Source organism: Streptomyces sp. NPDC006294, from assembly GCF_042870895.1.
Taxonomy (GTDB): Bacteria; Actinomycetota; Actinomycetes; order Streptomycetales; family Streptomycetaceae; genus Streptomyces.
This window is the reverse complement of the sequence record NZ_JBIAHV010000020.1, coordinates 39,046-58,803: the sequence shown is the minus strand read 5'-3', so window position 1 is coordinate 58,803 and position 19,758 is coordinate 39,046. Positions and strand designations below refer to the sequence as shown.

The window sequence follows — 19,758 nt, the reverse complement described above, 5'->3', positions numbered from 1 at the left end:
CTTGCCGAGCGCCAGGCGCCCCAGCTACCGGCAATTCCCCTATCCAGGGCACCGCCTGCCAGTGTCCACGCTGCGCCCTTCAGCGCCTTCGTACCGGAGACGACGGGCTCTCCAAGGACCGAGCCCGCCCCTCCGCCTGGTAGGGCGCAGGGGCGGGGCTTGGGTGGGTCCTGCTACTCGGGGCGGATGAGCTCCGTGACGAAGCGCATGTCGTGGTCGCTGCCCAGGTAGATCTCGCCGTACCCGGCAGCCGGCCATACGACTTGGCCGTCGATCCAGGGCACGGTCACGGAACGGTACGTCGCGTCCCCGCATAGCGTGGCCTCGCCGACCGGAGCTGGTAGGTCGCGGTACAGGTCCCGGGTCGGCCCGTACTGCAGGGGCAGCGTCCCGATCGGCTCGGCTTCATCACCTCCGGTGAGCGGGAAGAACACCAGCCAGGGAGCTCCCGACACGTAACTGTGCAGCAACAGGTACCGCACCCTCGGCCCCGGCTGCTGGCGTGCGACTCTGGCCAGGCGCCAGGCGCGCCGGACTCCGGTGAGTACGAACGCCAGGACCCCCAGTGAGATCACAGGCACGAGTGCAAACCAGAACGGCCGGTCGTCGTCCGGAACCACCTGGGTCGCGTAGACCGCGAGGGCGTCCGTGCCAAGGATCGTGAGCAGGATGGGTGCGTGTGCGGTCCTCTGTAGCCCCCGCACGCGCCACCAGGCGACCCGCCGGACGTCCGCCTCCGGGTGAAGGGTGGGATTCTCGAGTCCGCGGTATGCGGCCTGGCTGGTGGCGGCCTCGGCCATCTCCCGATAGCGGACCGGTACGACCTCGTCCGTCATGTGTTCTTCCCGCCTCATGTCAGCAGTAGCTCGGGCCGACGATGGACGGTATGGCGCAGGTTGCGACGCCCGCGCTGCCCCCGACGACGAATTCCGCACCCCGGACGAACGGATCACGCCCAGGCGCCGCGTGCCTGCCTCTTCCCGCTGCGTGGCGACCTCTGGGCGGGTGCTCGGTGATTCGTCCCGAGTTTACGCCCGCCTTCCAGGACATTCCGGCAGCGGCTCCTGCGCCCAGACCGACCGCACCCATGAGCATGTTATTCGAGAACTGCTCTCCTGCGTAGTCCAGCCCGTGCGTCTTCAAGTCCGCCAGTGCCTTGGCGGTGATCGCCACGGCCACGGCGAAGGCGCACACTCCGAGTGAGACGAAGCATGCCGCAAAGACCGCCACATCCGCGATGTCGCGCCAGTGGTCACCGACCCACTGGCCGAACCCGGAATCCCTGATGCTGCCCCAGGCGTTGCCGACCTTGTCCGTAGTGTTGTCCCAGGCGTTGCTGAAGTTGCCCTTCTTGAGGCTGCCCCAGACGCCGTCCTTCTTACGCTGTTCCTCATCGGCCTTGGCCTGCGCATCGTCGAGGGCCTTCTGGCGAGCGGCCTTCTGCTGGGCAGCCCGCTGTTGGGCGGCGCTGTCGTCGATGAGGTAGTGGGCGGGGTCGGCCTGGTAGGCCGCGTACTTCTTCTGGGACTCGGGGTCGGACTTGGGCGTCTGCTTCCAGGTCCACTTGCCGTTCTGGTAGGTGAACCCGGCGTCCATGCCGCGGTCCTTCGCCCACTGGTTGTCCGCGGCGACGCCCCCGTCGGTGGGGCCGAGCGGGCGGAGGCCGTCTGGGTCGGAGAAGGTGACCGGGGAGTTGTTGGCGTAGCTGTAGCCGTTCAGCGACTGGGGCTGGTCGAGCGCGAGGAGCGGGTCGACACTGATGAATTGCCCGGTCGATGGGTCGTACTCGCGTGCCCCGATGTGGGTGAGGCCCGTGGCCGCGTCGGTGGTGGCACCGAGGAAGCCGCTGTCCGTGGGCCAGCCGCCACCCGTGGTGGTGCCGCGGTCGGCGCCGAACGGGGTGGTGCGGCGCTTGACCGGCACTTGGGTGTCGGAGGCGATCGCCAGCGACTGGGTGCCGTGGTGGTCGCCCGCGAGGTAGAACAGCTTCTGCGTGCCCGACTCATTGGTGCGGACCGCGATGGTCTGGCCGGCCGCGCCGTAGGTGCGCTTGGCCCAGGTGGTGCCGTCGGCCTTGAGGTGCAGCTCGGTGGCCCCGAGGTGGAGGACCCGCTCGCCGCCCTCGGTGGCGCGGATCAGCAGGGTGCCGTCGGCGTCGTAGAGATAGTCGGTGTCCTTCCCGCTCTCGCTGATCTTGCTCAGTTTGCCCTCGGGGGACCAGGACAGGTCCTGGGTGCCGGTGGCGCCGGGGCGCTTGGTGGTGTTGCCGGTGGCGTCGTACGCGTAGCCGGGGGTGAACAGCGCGCAGCCGCTGCTGTTGGTGCCGGTGAGAGTGTGGGGCTTCGCACTGGTGTAGCAGTAGTCGATGGCGGTGTCGCCGCCGGCGGTGTGCTGCGTCTGGCGGGTGCGCTGTCCGGCGTCGTTGTATTTCCAGCTGGTCCAGTACGGGGCCGGGCCTCCGAGCGTGGCGGCGCTACGGGCGTCCGCGCAGTTCTGTGAGGACGGGGTCCAGGCTTCGGTGAGGCGGCGGTGGCCGTCGTAGGCGAAGCACTGGGTCTCGGCGCCGACGGTGCCGCCCAGTGTGGTCGGGTCGGCGATGGAGGTGATGTTGCCGGCGTCGTCGAAGCCGTACGTCAGGTCCTGCAGCATGTACGCGTGCGTCTGGTCCGTGACGTGGCTGCGGGTGAGCCGGCCGGTGCCCTCCTCATAGGTGTTGGTGACGTAGACGTTCTTGGCGCTCGAGCCGCCGGTGCCGAGCGTGAGCTGCTGTATCTGGCCCAGGGCCGAGTAGTCGGCGGCCCGCAGGTAGCCGGTGGCGCCGGTGACCGAGGTGACGTTGCCGAGGCCGTTGTAGCCGTAGCCGACGATCTCGGAGGGCAGTCCGCCGAGCGCTGGTTCGGAGCTGTTCTGCAGGGTGCCGTCGATGTTGTAATAGCTGGAGAAGTCGACGGTCGCGGGTGTGCCCGAGGCGACCAGCGGGTCGCTCGACGGCAGGGTGAGCCTGGTTCCGGTCGGCCGGGACAGGCTGTCGTAGGCCGTGACGGACTTGGTGTACGCCGCGCCCGTCTTGCCGCCGACGTACCGGGTCGTGCTGTCGGGCAGGCCCTTGAACACGCCGTCGTAGGTGCGGCCGGTCAGCTGGTTGGCGTCGGTCTTGGACCCCTGCCAGGTGCCGGTCTCACGGCCCAGCTCGTCGTAGGCGGTCAGAACGGCCGTGCCTCGGGCGTCCGTGTTCTTGACCGGCCGGTCGAGGGCGTCGTATGCGGTTGTCGAGGTGCCCTTGTCCGGGTCTCCGGTGGTGGTCTGTCGGCCGAAGAGGTCGTAGCCGTAGGTCCACTTGGCGCCGTCGGGGCCGGTGATGGACGTCTTCTTGCCGTCGAGCGTGTAGGTGTACTTCACCGAGGCGTAGCCGTTGCCGAGCGCGCCGCCGTACTGGGGGTCGGCGGGGCTGGTGGAGGCGTACTCGCGGGACTCGACCATCCGTCCCCGTGCGTCGGTGATGGTACGGGTGGCCGTGCCGCCCTGGACGGCGCTGGTGGCGGTGGAGTCACCGGTGTAACTCGTCGTGGTGGTCCGCTTCTTGACGCCGTAGACATGGAGCGTGCTGGAGACGGTGCGGCCGGCCCCGTCGAAGACGGTCTCCGTCTGCGTCGGCGCCTCGCCGTACTCGGCACGGGTGTACGTCCCGTTCGGTGCGGAGGTGGGGTCGAAGACGCCGGCATATGTCTCGTAGGCGTGGCCACGCGAGTCGTAGCGGGTGTCGGTCAGCAGCCGCCCGCCCTGCGGGCTCGGCGTCTGGGTCTGCAGCGGACGCAGCAGCGCGTCGTACAGCGCGTAGTTGGTGTTGTAGCTCGTGCCGTCGGCCTTGAGGGACGAGGACGACACCCACGACGGGGCGTCGGCCGCCATGCGGTAGGCGAAGGTGGCGGTCGCAGCCTGGCCTCCGGCCTTGGAGCGGTCGGGTGCCCAGACCGCGGTCAGCCGGCCGAGGGCGTCGTAGGTGCGCTCGGTCTTCTTGAGGTTCGCGTCGTAGGAGCGGACGGGGACCGCGCGCCGCGGATCGAGGAAGTCGACCGTGCGGAAGCCCTTGGCGTCGGTGTGGATGGTCCGGGTCAGCGGGCCCTCGGTGGCGGGGGTGTAGGCCGTCGACGAGGTGTGGCCTCCGGCGTCGGTGGTCGACAGGGTGCGGCCCAGGACGTCGTACGTCTCGGTGGCGAGTGTCTGCCAACTGGGCGTGCCGGTGCTGGTGTAGCCCTTGGCGCGGCCGGTCCAGGTGGCGAGGCCCTTGGTGGGGGCCTGGTTCGCGGTCCAGGTGCTGGCGGTCGGGTCGTCATAGACGGTGGCGGTGTCCGAGAGGACGTCGCCGCGGGTGCCGGTGCCGGTGGGCAGGTCGAGGTCGGCGTCGGCGACGGTGCACTGCTTGCCCACGGTGCGGCTGCGGGAGACCAGGGCGGTCAGTCCGGCTGCGTCGTTACGGGCGTACCAGGTGCGGGTGCAGGTCTCGTCCCCGGCGGTGCCGTACAGCCCGGAGTCGTAGACGGTGACCGGCATGCCGTAGCTGTCGAAGGTGGTCTGGACGGCCTGTCGGCGCCAGGTGTCCGAGGCGGTCAGATGCGTGTACGTGGTGGTCTGACCGGTGCGGACGTATCGGGCGACGTGGTCGGCGGAGTCCGGTACGCCGGTCTGGCGCGCGGTCTCCTTGGACCACGGCTGGTTGGCCGTGACCGAGATCGGCTGGGCGCCGTTGTAGACGACCTTCTCACGCAGCTGACCGGAGTACTGGTCGCTGTCGGTGAGGGTGGCGAGGCCGACCGAGGGAGTGGCCAGCGGCGCGAGCTTCACCGACTTGGTGGTGCCGTCCTTGTTCTTGTCGCCGTCCATGCCCTGCATGTACAGCGAGACCGTCTTGTGCTGCGGCTGGGTGGTGCCCTTCGCGCCGCTGTATACGGTGACCTGGCGGTAGCCGCGCCAGTCGGACCAGGTGCGCTCGGCCTTCGGGGTGAAGGGCGAGTCGCTGTGGTGCCAGGCGGCGCCCGCGTAGGAGTAGGAGTTCTCCACAGCCTCGTTGTGGCCGGCCGGGTCGGAGGTGGTCACGGCGAGGACGCGGTACTTGTGGAACCAGTCGATGGAGGCTTCCTGCGCTCCGTTGATGTTCCAGTACTGCGGGTAGCAGCTACGGGTGTTGGTGTCCTCGGCGGTGCCGAGGACCTCGCTGCGGACGCACTCGGGGGCGGACAGGGTGACCGTGGTGATGGCGCCGGTCTCCGAGGTGACGGTGGAGATCCGAGGCCGGGTCAGCGGCAGGATGTCGTCCGTGCCGTCCACGCGGTTGGGCAGCAGCCGGTACGTGAAACCGACCGGGGGCACGGTGAGGGCGGTGCCGGCCTTGGCGGTGCGCTGGAGCGACTTCAGGGTGAGGACGTGGTCGGAGGAGTCGCCGATGTCGCCGCCGTCGAGGTACTGCTGGGTGAGCTTCCAGGAGTCGACCGGGTCGTAGGCGGTGGTGGAGGCGTTCCAGGTGAAGGTGTTGACGCCGGTCAGCCGCTTGCGGGAGAAGAAGGACGGCGAGGTCGTGTAGCAGTCGGTGGCACTGCTGGCGCAGAGTGCGTCGAAGGGGACGTCCGGCCAGTTGTGGGCGGTTTCCTTGGTCAGCGAGGTGCAGTCGGCGACGGTGCAGCGCTCGGCGTGCGCGAAGGTGACCTTGGCGTCGGCCTTGTCGGTGAACAGGGCGTCGGCGCGGAGACCGTACTGGATTTCCTTCAGGTAACCGCCGCGCGTGTAGGACGCGTTCGCCGTGGTCGCCTTGTTGCGGGGGTAGTGGTTCGTCTCGGCGGTGTACCAATAGCTGGCGGCGTTGCCGTAGGGATCTTCGACGTAGTCGAGGTTCCAGCGCCAGGCCTGGGTGACCCAGCGGTCGGCGAACGTGCTGCCCTTGGTGTAGCCGGGCTCGCCGGAGTCGTCGCCGAAGACCGGCACGGTCCAGGTGGAGTTGGTGCGCTGAGTGGTGGCGCCGTCGAGCTTGTTCAGGCCGAAGACGTACTTCGTACCGTCGCCGGTGGTGACGGTCCAGTGCTCGCCGTTGTCGTCGCCGTTGTCGGCGCCGGTGGAGCGGATCACCTTGGAGGCGTCGTCGTCGGACAGCCGCCAGGTGCCGGTGGTGGTGTCCTTCACCAGCTTCGAGGACTTGCCGTTGAGTACCAGGCTGGCGTTGTCGTACTTCCAGCACTGGTCGTCCACACCGCTGTGGCCGTCCTTGTCGCAGCTGCCGTAGGCGCGCTCGATGTACGACTCGGTGATGCTGAAGCCCTCACCGGTCGCGCTGCCCTGGTTGTTGCTGGTGGCGGTGCGTCCGTCGATGCTTCCCGAGTCGTATGAGAGGGAGAGCGCCGGGGCCGGTCCGGCGGCCGCCGAGGGCAGCGGGAAGTCGTGGGACCAGGAGAACGATCCGGAGCTCTTGCCGGCCTCCCAGGAGGACGACGCCGCGAGCGGGGTGGCGGAGTAGTTGCCGGTTCCGGAGCTCGAGGGGCCTGAGCCGCCGGAGGCGCTCACGGCGAAGACGGTGCCGCCCGAGACGGCCTGTGTGGTCAGGCCCGCGTCGGCGCGGTCGAGGGTGACGCCGGCGGAGAGGGTGTGGGCGGAGATGTCGTTGGCCGACTCCACGGGCGTCTGCGTACGGCACTTCGCCTTTGCGGGCGTGGTCAGCGCGCAGTCGGGGAGCTGGACGAGCCGGAGCCGTCCGCCCCAGTCGCCGCCCACGGCTCCGGCGAAGGCGGTGTAGTCGAGGGTGAGGCGGGCCCGGCTGGGCTGCTCGGCAGCGGCGGTCAGGAGGACGCCGGTGATGCCGACGCGCCGGGACGCGTCCTGGTCGAGGACGGCGACCTCGACGGTGCCGGCGGCGTTCTTGGCGCTGCCGGACTTGGGGGCCTTGGGTACGGAGACGGTGACGGGCAGTCCGCCGGGCTCGGCGGCAGCGGTCTTTCCCGGGGCGAGGGCGACGGTCGCCTCTCCGCCGGACGGCCAGGATGCCTTGCGCTCGGCCGCCGCCTTGCGGGCGAGGGCGGCGTCCGCCTTCTTCTCCTTGGCCACGCGCTGGCGGTCCTTCTTCGCCCCGGGCCCGGACACTTCCTCGACCTTGCTCGGCCGGGAGTCCGGCGCGTCGGGCCGGCCCAGGGCCTCCGCCGCCACGGCGACCGGAGCCAGCCCGGCAGGGAGGGCGAGCAACAGCGACAGGACGGTCGCCACCGGGCGTGCCCGGAAGCGGGCTCTGCGCCGCTCCGTTCCGCCTGGTGGCCTCGTCGGGGTGGGTATGCCGAATGTCATGAGTGCCTTCTTCTTCCGGTCCCCCGCAGCGGGGGATGACAGAGGGAATCGGCGGCAGGCGGAGCCGGACCGGAGCGACCGGTGCGGGGCGCACGCGAGCACGTCCGGTCCTGAAGCGGACCGGACCGCGCTGGGACGGGAGCCCTGGGCCGACGGCGGCCGCGAGGGCGCGGCCGAACCGGAGCCTGCCGCAGGGGCGTACCCCGGGACCGGGCCCGGTGTACGCGTCCCTCGGAGGGCCGTCGGACGACGACGGCCCTCCGAGGGAATGTCAGTCGCCGATGAACTCGGTGATCTGCGTCGACGAGGCCATGGCACCGGCCCACACACGCAGGTCCGTGAGGCGCGCGGGGAGGTGGTGCTGCCAGGAACCACCGTCGAACGCCGTGCCGACGGCGAACTCGCCGGAGCCGCGCACCGGAGTGAACGGGAAGGAGTCGCCCTGGCGGTTGTGGCCGAGGTAGAGACTGACCTTCGGTTCCCCGCCGTCGGCGGCGTCGAACACGCCGGTCAGCCGGACGGGGCTGTCCAGCTCGGCGAGGCCGCTCGACGCCACCGAGGTGAGGGTGCCGTCACTGTTGAGCCGTCCGAAGTGCCACGTACCGACAGGGACCGTGCGCTCCTCGAAGGTCTCCTCGTCGAAGACCGTCTCCTTGCCGGTCAGCTTGAACCACAGGCCCCAGGAGGAGCCGTCGGCGGTGCGCTGGCCGAGAACCTGGCCGAGGTACCCGATGGTCTTGGATGCCAGTGCCGTGCCGTCGAGTTCGGCCAGGGTGGTGACGGTGAACGAACCCGTGTCGTCCACCAGCGGACCGGGGGCGGTGCCCGCGTCGTCCGAGCCGTCGAACACGAGCTGACCGTCCACGACGGAAGCCCCGCCCAAGAGGGTCAGAGTGCGCCCGTAGCCGGAGGTGCCGTCCGGGACGGTGGTGCCGCTGGCCTGGGTGGCCGACCAGTCGGCTACCAGCTCAGCGCCGGCGAAACCGTCGGATGTGAGCAGCTTCGCCTCGTCGGCGATCTCGGCTGCGCTCAGCGTCCGCTGCCAGACGGCCACCTCGTCGATGGAGCCGAGAGACGGGTCGGTGTAGACGTCCGACCAGAAGACGCGGCCGATCTGGAGCGGCCCGGTGGAGGCCCAGGCGGTCGTGTAGGGGGCGGTGCCCTGCAGCCGCCCGTTGACGTAGAGGGCCACGGTCTTGGCCGTCGCGTCGTACACGCCGGTCAGATGACTCCACACGCCCAGGGTGGCCGGTTCGGAGGACTTCACTCGGCTGTAGGACCAGCTGCCGCCCGCCGGGGCGTCGTTGTTGACGGCCCGGAAGGACCACGCACCGGCGCTCTGCTCGTAGCCGAGGTAGAACAGGCTGCGGTGGGTGCCGTTTTGGCTGACGAAGGTGCGGTTGCGGCCGGCCTGATCCATGCGCACCCAGGCGGAGACGGTGTAGGAGGACCGGGTCTCCAGGACCTGGCCGGAGGTGGCCGCGTACCCGCCGCTGCCGTCGAGGGCGAGGCCCTTGTCCGTGACCGGCGCGGGCAGCTGCATGCCGTTGGCGTCGTGGGTGATCAGCCCACGCCGTCCCCGGTCGTCGCGGGTGGCGGCGCCACCCAGGGAGGCGTCATGGCCGGAGCTCGTGGCGTCCAGCGCCGTACCTGAGGACTCGTCGAAGTGCCACCGCGCGAGGGGCCCGGCGCCCGCGGCGACCAGGAAGTCCACCACGTTCTCCGCACCCCAGCGGCCCAGGCCGTCCTTGGCCTGCACGTAGATCCGATGAGTGCCCGAGCGGTCCGGGGTGACCGTGGCGGTCGCAGTGGAACCGTTCAGTGCCGTCCAGCCGGCGCTCTGCGTCAGCCGGTACTGGTAGGCCACGTTCGAGGTGTCGCCGTCCGCCGCGGAGAAGACGAAGGAGCCCTCCACACCCGGACCACCCCCGCCTTCGCAGACGTTGGACGTGCACTCGGTGTAGGGACCGGTGAACGCGATCTTCGGCGCCTTGGGCGCGGTCGGGTCGACCTTGAAGTAGCACCAGCCGGTGGTGGAGGCGTTCGACGGGCCTGCCAGGTAGTCCGTCCCGTTGTCGTAGTACGAGCGAGTCCAGGCCCGGTAGCGGTGGAGTTTGCCCTCGCTCAGCGTCGACCACGACAGCGTCTGCTTGACGTTGTCACCGACGAAGCCGCTGGTCGGCCGCAACTCGCCGTTGCCCGCCGACGTGTCGGACCAGGTGCCGTCGCTGTTCCTGTGGTCAACGTCGAAGAAGATCCGCAACTTGGCACCGGACTCGCCGCCCGCCATGGTCTGCGGGGTCGCGGTCAGCGCCGGGGTCGGGTCGGAGACGACCGAGGGAGCGGACTCGCTCGTCGAGCACACCTGACTGCTACCGGCGACCACACCGATGCTGCTCGGCTTGGCAGGCAGGCCGACGTACTTGACGGACAGTACGGCGTCGTTCTTGAAGCGCTTCCAGGCGGAGGTGTCGGACTCGTCGTGCGCCCGCAGCTCCAGGGTGAGCCGGGAGAACTTGCCCGCGGCGAAGTCCTTGACCGTCGGGGTGAGGTTCTCGTTGGTCTCCTCCGGGTTGTCGTTGAACTCGATGGCCGCCGCCGGCTGTGAGGGGCTGCACGCCGTGCCCCGGCCCGCCGATACGTACCGGTCACCCATCCAGTCCAGTTCCGAGGGTCGTGACGACCAGGTCGTGGACGCGGAGATGTTGTTCGTACGGACCAGGTCCACCCAGCGCGCGTCACAGGTGAACGACCAGGTCTCCGTGGCACGGAACGTCGCGTCCAAAACCTGCTTGCCCTTCAGGCTGGCGGGCGAGAACTCGAAGTACAGCCTCTGGACATAGCCAGGGCCGCAGTAGTACCCGCTCCAGGTGCCGCACTTGCCCACGCCCTCGCCGCGGCCGTCGGATCCATTGCCCCAGCCGTACGACTCGTAGCCGTCGGAGCGCAGCAGGGTTCGCTCCGACTCGCCCCACGTCACCGTCGGGTCAATGTAGATGGGGTACTGATCGGATGTGGTCTCGCGGATCAGCTCCGGGTCGGGGACGACCGACAGCGAGTCCCGGTCGACGCTTGTCTCCATGTCCTTGACGAGGTCGCCCTCGCCCGGCTGCTGCGAGCGGTCGACGTACCCCTCGCCCGAGTGCCCGTCCGCCGCGCCGGCGACCGAGGGACCGGTCGGCCCTTCGGCCGGGGCAGACTGGAAGATTGCCGGGCTGGAGGTGGCGTCGGCCAGTCCCGCGGAGTTCCACATCTGCGCGGCGGGGGCGCGGAACACCGTGCGCCCCAACTCGTCCTTCGCAGACAGGGTGCCGCCCGGCATGCTGTGGACAGTCAGGCCGTCGGCCTTGAGACCGTATTCGATCTCACGGAGCTGCGGGTTGCTCGCCGCCTCGGGAGTCTTGACCACCAGAACCTGGCGGAACCCCTCCACGGTGGCGCTCATGCTGAGGTCCACGTCCGGCAGCACGTTCTTGTACACCGCGCTTGAACCGTCCAGCTCAGGCTGGGGCAGCTTCCCCGGCCAGCCGAACTGGAGGGAGCGGCCCTGTTTGGAGATCGTCACCAGATCGGCACCGTCGCCGCCATCCGAGAAGTCGATATCCACGGCAGCCGCCTTCGGTGCCACCGAGCCGTCCGCCCGGCGGACCAGCGTGGCATCCGGCTCCTGCCAGCCTCCACCCGGCCTTGCCACGCGCACGGGCACAGAAGACTCCTCAAGAGTGAAGGAGAATCCGTCCGGGTTGGCATAGGTCGTCGCGCGTTCCGTACGCTCACCGACCACTTCCACACGCTGTCCGGTCTGCTTCGCCTCCGCGAGTGCTTCATGCCCCTCCGAGAGGGCGGCTCCTTCCGCAGCCGCGGCCGGAGCCGCCGCCAGCGTGGGAAGCCCCCCTATGACAGCCGCGGCCACCATTCCGGCGATCGCGCGTCTGCCGGCTTCGGATCTATCGCCACGCCGACGGCGTGGCCACCCCCTGCTCATGGAATTCTCCACATGTATCGATCACCTCAAACGGAAGCAGAAGCAAAGCCTCTTGATCACCGTTGGGGCAAGCGAAAGGAGATGAGGTGCCGCACGGTGAGAAGTCATGGAAAATCGGGCCATAAAGGCCGGCCCTCCGGTGGAGTGTTCAGGCAGAGAAGCTACGGAGTGGCAATTGCGAACCCTTCCCGAACGCAAAGTAATTGATGACCCGTCATGTAATGGAGGGGGGTTCTGGAGGAACCTGAATTCCGGGGGCTGGGGAGAGGGGGCCGGGGGACCGGTTGTGATGGAAAGGTTACTTCCGCTTCGGAGAGCGGGGGTTGTGGGCAGGGGGTGTGGTTCAACTCCAAATTGAGCGGTGCGGAGGTGCCCGGCCAAACGGCGTTGGGGCTTTGGGCATCGACGGCCCCACCCCTCCCAACCACGCAACGGCCCCCGGAAAGACCGCCACCGCCGCCGTCCACCAGTGCATCGTGACCACCTTCAACGAGCACCCCGGGAAGGTGTTCCGCGTCCGTGATCTGCACGAACACCCCAGCCTGCCCACGGACGAGCCCTCGATCAACGTCACCCGCTCCCGCCTGGGACGACTCGTCCGCCAAGGACTCCTCGAACAACCCAGACGCGGCCGCCATCAGAAACGGACTTAACGCCCTCCAAAGGCCAGCGGAGCCGTCCCTGTCGAAACTCCTTTCGTGCCGTGCGGCAAGCGCTCTAGGGTGGCGCGGTGACGACTCGGATGATCATTCTCAACGGTGGTTCCAGCTCGGGCAAGTCCGGGATCGTACGGTGTCTGCAGGACGTACTGCCGGACCCGTGGCTGGCGTTCGGGTGCGACTCGTTCGTCGACGCGATGCCCGCGCGGATGCAGACGTCGGACGAGGGGATCGTGTTCGCGGCGGACGGCGGGGTGAATGTCGGGGCGGACTTCCGGGTGTTGGAGGCGGCCTGGATGGAGGGCATCGCGGCGATGGCCCGGGCAGGCGCCAGGATCATCGTCGACGACGTCTTCCTCGGCGGAGCGGCGTCCCAGCAGCGGTGGCAGAAGGCGCTGAACGGACTGACCGTGCTGTGGGTCGGCGTCAGGTGCGAGAGCACGGTCGCCGCGGGCCGCGAGGTCGCACGAGGAGACCGCGTCCGGGGCATGGCCGCGTCACAGGCGGAGGTGGTCCACGAGGGGGTGCTCTACGACCTGGAGGTGGACACGACGCGCACCGAGTCCCTGACCTGCGCGCGCACCATCGCCGCCCATGTCGACTGGACCGCCGGACCGGCAGTCGCGACAGGTCCGTGAGCCGTCCGATCACTGCCCCCGCGCACGGACCGGTGTCGTGCGGAGCGGAACGGTTGAATGCACAGGTGGTGAACTGGGCACAGATGTACGACTGTCACGGGGACGTCGATCGCGTCCCCGAGCTGGTGAACCGCGTCGAGTGCGAGAACGCCGCAGAGGCATGGGACGAGCCCGGTCATGTGAGCGGCCCGCTGGACCTGGATCCTGCCGATGCACCATAGAACCGCGTGGGTGTCAGGGAAGCGGTGCGGCGATGATGTACCCGTGTTCTACGAGGATCTGGCCGGCGCGCCCGGCGACTCGTGACGCTCACGCGCTCCTGACGGGCAGCGGGACGTCGAGCGGCAGGTTAATGGGTGTACGGGAAGTGGATCTTGCACGTAGGGTCCCGCCATGTCCCTGAGCCGCATAGTCCTCGCGTCCGGTCGGCTGATCGAGCTCTCCGAGCTGCGGTTGTCCTCGACCTACGGCGGAATGCTGGAGGGCTATCCGTGCAAGCCCGTCAACGACCTGAAGACCAGGGGCCTTCTGCGGACCGTCGAACGTGCCTTTCCCGCAGCACCGGTCCATCTCGTTGCGCCCTCCCGTGAATACCCCGAACAGGCCGCCGGCGCGTTCGGCCCTGTCGAGGTGCTGCCCTCCGTGGCCTGTGTCGGCTCCTTCCGGTCGACAGCGGTCGACCCCGACCACGACCCGGTTCTGTACCGCTCCGCCCTGACCGTCGTCTGGTTCCAGCCCACAACGGACGTGCCGTCCGGCGACGGTGCCGACCCTGCGCTGCGCGACATCGACTGGGAGGAGCTGGCCCGGGACTATGAGCTCTAGCTCTTCCCTTCGACCGGGCTTCAGGGTGAGAGGGTTGAGGCACCGCCCAGCGGGGTTGCGTCACTGCCTCTGAAGAGCCGGAGGCGCCCCCGTCCGGGCGCCGTGCGAAGCGCCTCGGGCATGGCGGCCGGGGGCGCGTCGGCGTGCGGCGGGTGCTGGTGGCCTCCGCCCTCGCAGGAGACGCCCGGGAACGCCTCCAGACCTCCTCGGCCGGAGGAGACGCGGTGCTGCCTGGAGTACGGTCAGCACGAGGCGGACGGGTAGGCCGTAACCGCGTGAAACCATCGCCGTGCGGAGCCGGCCGGGTGCGGCCGCTCCGCTGCCGAGTTGCCGTGCCGCCGGGAGGGACGTCGGATGACCGGCGACGGGATACGTGCACGCTTCGACGGTCGCAGCCGTGTCGAGGTGATGCTCGGCCCTGTCTCGGCCTCGAAGCGGGAGCGTATCGAGCAGATCGCCCACGCCCTCGGCTACCGGCTGCTCTCCATGCAGAGCCAGTTCCCCAGCGGCCTCTGGTGCGTCTTCGAACGCGACGACAGCCCACTGGCCCGCCGCCGCAACGAGCCGGCGATTGCCCGGCTGCGCGCGGGCGAACCGCTGTTGGGCGCGCTCGACCCGCCCCCGCCGCCGGCTTCGCCGCCGCCGGTCGGTTCGCAGCCACGGCCGCCGCGACCCAGGCGTCCCGCGTCGCCGCCCCCGCCGCCACCCGCGGTGGCTCCGGCCCGGCCACGGGTGCCGCCCCCGCCGGCGCACCCATCGCCGCCGCTTCCCCCGCCTCCCGCCGACCCGGCCGGGTCTCGTCGTCGCGGACAGAGCGACGGTGGTGCGTGAGACGGGCCGTCGAGGGGCGGGCAGTCGTCAGTTCGTGTGGGCGATCTGGATGAGGTTGCCGCAGGTGTCGTCCAGAACCGCCGTGGTGACGGGGCCCATGTCCACCGGCTCCTGGGTGAACCGGACGCCCAGCCCGCGCAGGCGGTCGAACTCCGCGTGCACGTCGTCCACGGCGAACGAGGTGATCGGGATGCCGTCCTCGGCCAGTCCCGTCTTGTACGGCTTCACAGCCGGGTGGTCGTCCGGTTCCAGGACCAGTTCCGTGCCGTCGGGGTCCTCGGGGGAGGTCACGGTCAGCCAGCGGTGCTCACCGAGCGGGACCTCGGTCTTCTTCACGAAACCCAGCACGTCCGTGTAGAAGCTCAGAGCCTTGTCCTGGTCGTCGACGTGGATGCTGGTCAGATGGATCCTCATGGGGCGCTCTCCGGCGTATCGGGCTTGAGCCATCGGGTCACGATGCGCTCGAGCGGTTCGGTGTCGAGATCGTGGAACTTGTAGCGGCCCTGGCGCCGCGTGCGGACCAAGCCGGCGGATTCCAGTACGGCGAGGTGCTGGCTGATCGCCTGACGCGACAGCCCCAGGCCGTGTTTGCTCAGCAGCCTGCCGCAGAGCTCGAAGAGGGACTGCCCGTCCCGCTCGCTGAGCTCGTCGAGGATGCGCCTGCGGGTGGGATCGGCCAGCGCCTTGAAGACATCATCAGCCACAACCCAACGATAGGCAAGTATCCACTTGCCTATCAACCCGGAGCCACGTACGCCTACATGTTGATCATGTGACCGGCCAGTCCGTGCACCGCTTCCTTCACCGCCTCGCCGAGCGTGGGATGCGCGTGCACGTTGCGGGCGACCTCGTGCACCGTCAGGTCCCACTGCTGCGCCAGGGTGAGTTCCGGCAGCAGTTCGGTGACCTCCGGGCCGATCAGATGGGCCCCCAGCAGCTCCCCGTACCGGCCGTCGCTGAGGATCTTCACGAAGCCGGCGGCGTCGCCGAGCCCGTGGGCCTTTCCGTTGGCGCTGAAGGGGAACTTCTGCACCTGTACGTCGAAGCCGCGCTCGCGCGCCTGCGCCTCGGTCCAGCCGAAGCTGGCGATCTGCGGCTGGCAGTACGTGGCGCGGGGGATCATCGTGTAGTCGAGTTCCATCGTCTCCACGTCCGCGATGGTCTCGGCGGCGACGATGCCCATGGCCTCGGCCGCGTGCGCCAGCATGAGCCGTGCGGTGACGTCCCCGATCGCGAAGATGTGCGGAACGCTGGTGCGGCAGCGCGCGTCGACGTCGACCGCGCCGCGGTCGGTCAGCCGTACGCCGGTGGTCTCCAGGCCGTAGCCGGTCACCCGCGGCTGGAAGCCGATGGCCTGCAGCACCTTGTCGGCTTCGAGGACCTGGCGCTGCCCGCCGGTCGTCACATGGACGCTCACCTTCGGGCCCGAGTCGTTGATGGCCTCGACCCGCGTGGAGGTCAGCACGTTGACGCCCAGCTTGCGGTACCGGCGGGCCAGTTCCGCGGAGACGTCCTCGTCCTCCAGCGGAACGACCCGGTCCATGAACTCCACCAGCGTCACCTGCACGCCGTAGTTGTGCAGCACGTACGCGAACTCGACGCCGATGGCGCCCGCGCCGGCGATGACGATGCTCTCGGGCAGCCGGTCGCTGAGGATCTGCTCCTCGTACGTCACCACCCGCTCGCTCAGGCTCGTGCCCGGCAGCAGCCTCGTCGTGGCGCCGGTGGCGAGGATGCAGTGATCAAAGCCGATGCTCTGCTCCGAGCCGTCGGACGCTCGGACGCGCATGGCGTGGGCGTCGGTGAAGACGCCCGTGCCGTCGAACTCGGTGATGGCGTTCTTCTTCATCAGGTAGTGCACGCCCCGGACGCGGCCGTCGGCCACCTTCCGGCTGCGCCGGAACGCCTCCCCGTAGTCGAACTCGACCCGGCCCTCGACGCGGATGCCGAAGGTCTTCGCCTCATGGGTGAACAGATGGGCCAACTCGGCGTTGCGCAGCAGCGCCTTCGAGGGAATGCACCCCACGTTGAGGCACACACCGCCCCAGTACCGCTCCTCCACGACCGCGACGGACATCCCGAGTTGGGCGCAGCGGACCGCCGCCGTGTAGCCGCCAGGGCCGGCCCCGAGAACCACGACATCGAAGTGTGCACTCATACCGGCACCATAGGGGCGCGGGCCCGGTGAGTGGCGTAGCGCCGTGCGGCATCGGTGGAATCCACCGGCGCACCGCACGGGCCCCGAGGCTGAGCGACCCGAATCGGACGGGATCGCTCAGCCTCGGCTGCCGCGAGGCGGCTCGCGGAGACCCAAAGGTTCAGGTCACGCGGTGGTGCAGGCCCTCCCGTCGAGCGTGAAGCCCGTCGGCGCGGAGTTGTCGCCGCCCTTGGTGGCGGTGAAGCCGAGGGTCACCGAACCGCCGGGGGCGATGGCCGAGGTATAGGACACGGGCGTGACGCTCACCGTGCCGCCGTCCTGGGCCGGGGTCCCGCCCCACATGTTGGTGACGCGCTGACCGTCGGCGAAGCGGAAGCCCAGCGTCCAGCCGTTGACGGCCTCGGCACCGGTGTTGCCCATGACCATCTCGCCCTGGAAGCCGCCCGGCCACTCGTTGACGACGCGGTACCCGACGGAGCAGGCCGCGCCGGGAGTGCCGCCCTCTTCGGTGGTGACGCCGACGGTCGCCGAGCGGGCCGAGCGGTTCCCGGCCGCGTCGCGGGCGTAGACGGCGAAGGTGTACGCGGTGCCGGCGGTGAGGCCGGTCACCGTGGCGGTGGTCGTGGACGACGCGGCGACGCCGGTCTCCGAGGCGCCGCTGACGCTGACGACGTCGTATCCGGTGACGCCGACGTCGTCGGTGGCGGCGGGCCATGCCAGGGTGACGGAGTCGGCGGTCACGGCGGAGGCGGTCGGGGCGCCGGGGGCGGTCGGGGCCTGGGTGTCGCCGGTGTCGCCGCCGTAGACGGTGGCCTCGCGGGAGGTCTGGGCGATGCCGTTCGCGCCGTGGAAGATGCGCTCGCCCCAGGAGCTGAGGCGGCTCGGGTCGAAGTCGATCGCCAGGTCGAGGACCGGGTCGGTGTTGCCGCTCCAGGACCACGCGAGGTAGCCCAGCCGGAGCTGCTCTGCGGCGGCCATCATGGTGTCCTCGTCCGGGTCGCCCCACTGGTCGGCGGGTCCTCCGAACTCGCCGATGAGGAGGGGCAGTCCGGCGTCGACGAACGCGGTCAGGTAGTCGGTAATCTCCGGGGCGGTGTCGAAGACGCTGTACATGTGGATCGAGAAGATCAGGTTCCCGGTGGGGTCGGCGTCGTACACGGCCTGGGCGTTGGCGCGCATGACGCCTTGCCAGTCCTGGCCCCAGTTGGGTGCGTCCACCATGATCGTGTGCTGGAAGCCGGCGTCGCGGAGCTTCTCGACGGCGGCGGTGGTGGGCTCGGTCCAGCCCGCCGGATCGGTGTTGCCCCAGGGCTCGTTGCCGATGTTGATGACGACGTAGTCCTCTTCGCCGGTGAGCACGTCGCGCAGGCCGATCCAGTAGTCGGCCGCGTGGTCGAGCGTGCCGGCCGCCGCCTCCTCGCCGTAGCCGGTGGTGTCGTGCACCTCGAGTACGCAGATCAGCCGGTTGGCCTTGCAGTCCGCGACGACGGCGGCCACGTCGGCGGGGCTGTTCTCGGTCCAGCGGTGTCCGTCGGAGAGGACGACCCGTACGGTGTTGGCGCCCAGCGCCTTGATGTCGGCCAGCGACTGCGTCTCGCCCGGGTACCAGGTGTGGGCGTGGTTGACGCCGCGCATGACGAAGTCGTTGCCGTTGGCTTCCAGGAGCCGGCCGTCGCTGATGTGGAGTCCGGGGGCGGCACGGACATCGGACGGCTGCGCGTACGCGGCGCTCGCACCGAGGGGGCCGGGCAGGAACAGCCCGAGGACCACGGCGAGTCCGGCCAGCAGTGCGACGACGGAGGTCCTCGGTGCGGCGCGCCCTGTGGCACCTCTCGCGGCGCTGACTGCCGGGCTTGCTGCGGTGCCGGCCGTCGTGCTTCTCGCCGTGCTTCTCGTTCCTGTCGTGCTTCTTGCTGTTCTCACTGTGTCTCCAGGAGTGGGGGCCAAGAAACGTGGACATCGGATGTATGGGAGCGCTCCCATGAAGCCATGACGCCAGGAGCACGTCAAGACGTTGTGCGCGGGCCGCCTCGGTCACCTGCCTCCGGACCCGGCGGCCGAGGACCCGATGACGACCACTCGCGCCCACGCGGGCGGCGAATCGGGCACATGGCCGGGGTCGTCCTCGTCCCACGACGCGGCCTGCTGCCGGGGGAACAGGCCGACCACCGTCCGACACGGCGGCCGGTTGTCCGGCCAGGGCGTGTGTCCGTCGGTCAGGACCACGATCACGTCCGGCCGGGGCCGGGCCCGCAGCGCCTTGGCGAAGCCCGCGCGCAGGTTCGTCCCGCCACCGCCCACCAGCGGAATCCCCTCGGCACGGCACAGCGGATGCACGGTCCCGGCCGCCGCGTCGCACGAGAGCACACTGACCAGGTCCCGGCGGCCGCCCACGGCACGGGAGATGGCGGCGACCTCCTGGAGTGCGCTGCCCAGTTCGGCGTCGCTGACCGATCCCGACGTGTCGATGATCACGACGACCCGGGGCGGCCTGCGCCGCAGGCTGGGCAGGACGACGCCGGGGACCCCGGCCGAGCGCCGCGCGGGGCGGCCGTACGTGTAGTCCTCGCCGGCCCCGGCGCCGGAGGCCGCCGAGCGGACCGCCGCGCCCAGCAACTCCCGCCACGGCTGCGGCGGTTGGAACGCCTCCTCGGCCCAGCGCCGCCACCCCCTCGGGGCGCCGCCCGGACGGCCGTTGATGCCCTGCGCCACCCGGAAGCGGACCGCGTCCCGTTCCTGCGCACTGAGTCCGTCCGCGCCGTCCGGTCCCAGCTCCCAGTCCCGTTCCAGTCCGTCGGCGCCACTGCCGCAGTCCAGCCAGATCATGCTCCGCGTGGCAGGCCCGAGCCGGAAATGACTCAGGAGGGTGGCGAGGACCACGGGCCTCGTCGGGTCCTTGCCCCGTGCGCCGTGTCCGGCGTCGAGGAGGTCGAGGACGGTGCGTCCGACATCGGTGTGGGCGTTGTCGAGGAGCAGCAGCGGTCTGGGCTTCTTGTTGAGCCGGCGCAGAGTGCCGTAGTTGGCGTCGATGTCGTCGAGGAGGGCGGCGACGAGATGTTCCTCGGCGGTGCGTCTGCGGTCGTCGAGTCTGCGGAAGCCGCGGACGAACTGGAAGAGCCGTTGCAGTGAGTCGCCCTGATAGCCCTGGGAGCGGTGCAGCCGCCCGCCCCACCAGGCGAGCGCGCCCTTGTCCGGTTCGCTCCTGACGAGCTGCGCCCGGGCGGTGCCGAGGACGATCGCGGCGATGCTGTCGAGGCCGGGGACGGCGGACAGACGTCGCGCCGGGCGAGGTCGCGGTGGCGTCACCCGCTCCACGCGGGCACGCCGGTGCGGGCAGGCGGC

General features: G+C 70.0%; 12 protein-coding genes. 4 read left to right on the top strand and 8 right to left on the bottom strand.

Annotated elements, in window-relative coordinates:
• Positions 1-173: 173 nt before the first annotated feature.
• The 3 genes from ACFYOP_RS29100 to ACFYOP_RS29090 all read right to left on the bottom strand — a co-directional run bounded on the left by ACFYOP_RS29100 (position 174) and on the right by ACFYOP_RS29090 (position 11,236).
• Positions 174-836, bottom strand: a complete 663-nt coding sequence (locus ACFYOP_RS29100) for a hypothetical protein (RefSeq protein WP_356896686.1) — start codon at positions 834-836, stop codon at positions 174-176.
• A 19-nt stretch (positions 837-855) separates the two neighbouring features.
• Complete coding sequence (locus ACFYOP_RS29095; protein WP_356896688.1) at positions 856-7,320, bottom strand: RHS repeat-associated core domain-containing protein; 6,465 nt, start codon at positions 7,318-7,320, stop codon at positions 856-858.
• Between the two features lie 271 nt (positions 7,321-7,591).
• On the bottom strand, positions 7,592-11,236 hold the full coding sequence (locus ACFYOP_RS29090; protein WP_356896690.1) for a LamG domain-containing protein: 3,645 nt from the start codon (positions 11,234-11,236) through the stop codon (positions 7,592-7,594).
• 799 nt (positions 11,237-12,035) lie between these two features.
• Here ACFYOP_RS29090 and cpt point away from each other — a divergent pair.
• The 4 genes from cpt (at position 12,036) to ACFYOP_RS29070 (ending at position 14,258) form a co-directional block, all read left to right on the top strand.
• Complete coding sequence (gene cpt, locus ACFYOP_RS29085; RefSeq protein ID WP_356896692.1) at positions 12,036-12,602, top strand: chloramphenicol phosphotransferase CPT; 567 nt, start codon at positions 12,036-12,038, stop codon at positions 12,600-12,602.
• Positions 12,603-12,667: 65 nt separating this feature from the next.
• Positions 12,668-12,823, top strand: coding sequence for a hypothetical protein (locus ACFYOP_RS29080; protein ID WP_356896694.1), 156 nt, complete (start codon positions 12,668-12,670; stop codon positions 12,821-12,823).
• A 172-nt stretch (positions 12,824-12,995) separates the two neighbouring features.
• Complete coding sequence (locus tag ACFYOP_RS29075) at positions 12,996-13,427, top strand: hypothetical protein (protein ID WP_356896696.1); 432 nt, start codon at positions 12,996-12,998, stop codon at positions 13,425-13,427.
• Positions 13,428-13,781: 354 nt separating this feature from the next.
• On the top strand, positions 13,782-14,258 hold the full coding sequence (locus tag ACFYOP_RS29070; protein WP_356896698.1) for a hypothetical protein: 477 nt from the start codon (positions 13,782-13,784) through the stop codon (positions 14,256-14,258).
• 27 nt (positions 14,259-14,285) lie between these two features.
• On the opposite strand, the gene ACFYOP_RS29065 is transcribed toward ACFYOP_RS29070, so the two are convergent.
• From ACFYOP_RS29065 to ACFYOP_RS29045, 5 genes are all read right to left on the bottom strand, one after another.
• The gene (locus ACFYOP_RS29065) at positions 14,286-14,672 is read right to left on the bottom strand and encodes a VOC family protein (RefSeq protein WP_356896700.1); all 387 of its coding nucleotides are present in this window, start codon (positions 14,670-14,672) and stop codon (positions 14,286-14,288) included.
• On the bottom strand, positions 14,669-14,962 hold the full coding sequence (locus ACFYOP_RS29060) for a metalloregulator ArsR/SmtB family transcription factor (RefSeq protein ID WP_356896702.1): 294 nt from the start codon (positions 14,960-14,962) through the stop codon (positions 14,669-14,671). The genes ACFYOP_RS29065 and ACFYOP_RS29060 overlap by 4 nt, the downstream gene beginning before the upstream one ends.
• A gap of 53 nt (positions 14,963-15,015) precedes the next feature.
• Positions 15,016-16,416, bottom strand: coding sequence for a dihydrolipoyl dehydrogenase (lpdA, locus tag ACFYOP_RS29055; protein WP_356896704.1), 1,401 nt, complete (start codon positions 16,414-16,416; stop codon positions 15,016-15,018).
• 165 nt (positions 16,417-16,581) lie between these two features.
• Entirely contained in the window at positions 16,582-18,186 is a 1,605-nt protein-coding gene (locus ACFYOP_RS29050; RefSeq protein ID WP_356896706.1) for a cellulase family glycosylhydrolase, read from the bottom strand.
• Positions 18,187-18,450: 264 nt separating this feature from the next.
• Entirely contained in the window at positions 18,451-19,722 is a 1,272-nt protein-coding gene (locus ACFYOP_RS29045; protein WP_356896708.1) for a VWA-like domain-containing protein, read from the bottom strand.
• Positions 19,723-19,758: the final 36 nt, after the last annotated feature.

What these genes read in the sequence shown, in the direction of transcription:
- ACFYOP_RS29065 (WP_356896700.1), bottom strand. Translation starts at nt 14,672, where the DNA reads ATGAGGATCCATCTGACCAGCATCCACGTCGACGACCAGGACAAGGCT.
- ACFYOP_RS29095 (WP_356896688.1), bottom strand. Translation starts at nt 7,320, where the DNA reads ATGACATTCGGCATACCCACCCCGACGAGGCCACCAGGCGGAACGGAG.
- ACFYOP_RS29100 (WP_356896686.1), bottom strand. Translation starts at nt 836, where the DNA reads ATGACGGACGAGGTCGTACCGGTCCGCTATCGGGAGATGGCCGAGGCC.
- lpdA (WP_356896704.1), bottom strand. Translation starts at nt 16,416, where the DNA reads ATGAGTGCACACTTCGATGTCGTGGTTCTCGGGGCCGGCCCTGGCGGC.
- ACFYOP_RS29090 (WP_356896690.1), bottom strand. Translation starts at nt 11,236, where the DNA reads ATGGTGGCCGCGGCTGTCATAGGGGGGCTTCCCACGCTGGCGGCGGCT.
- ACFYOP_RS29070 (WP_356896698.1), top strand. Translation starts at nt 13,782, where the DNA reads ATGACCGGCGACGGGATACGTGCACGCTTCGACGGTCGCAGCCGTGTC.
- ACFYOP_RS29075 (WP_356896696.1), top strand. Translation starts at nt 12,996, where the DNA reads ATGTCCCTGAGCCGCATAGTCCTCGCGTCCGGTCGGCTGATCGAGCTC.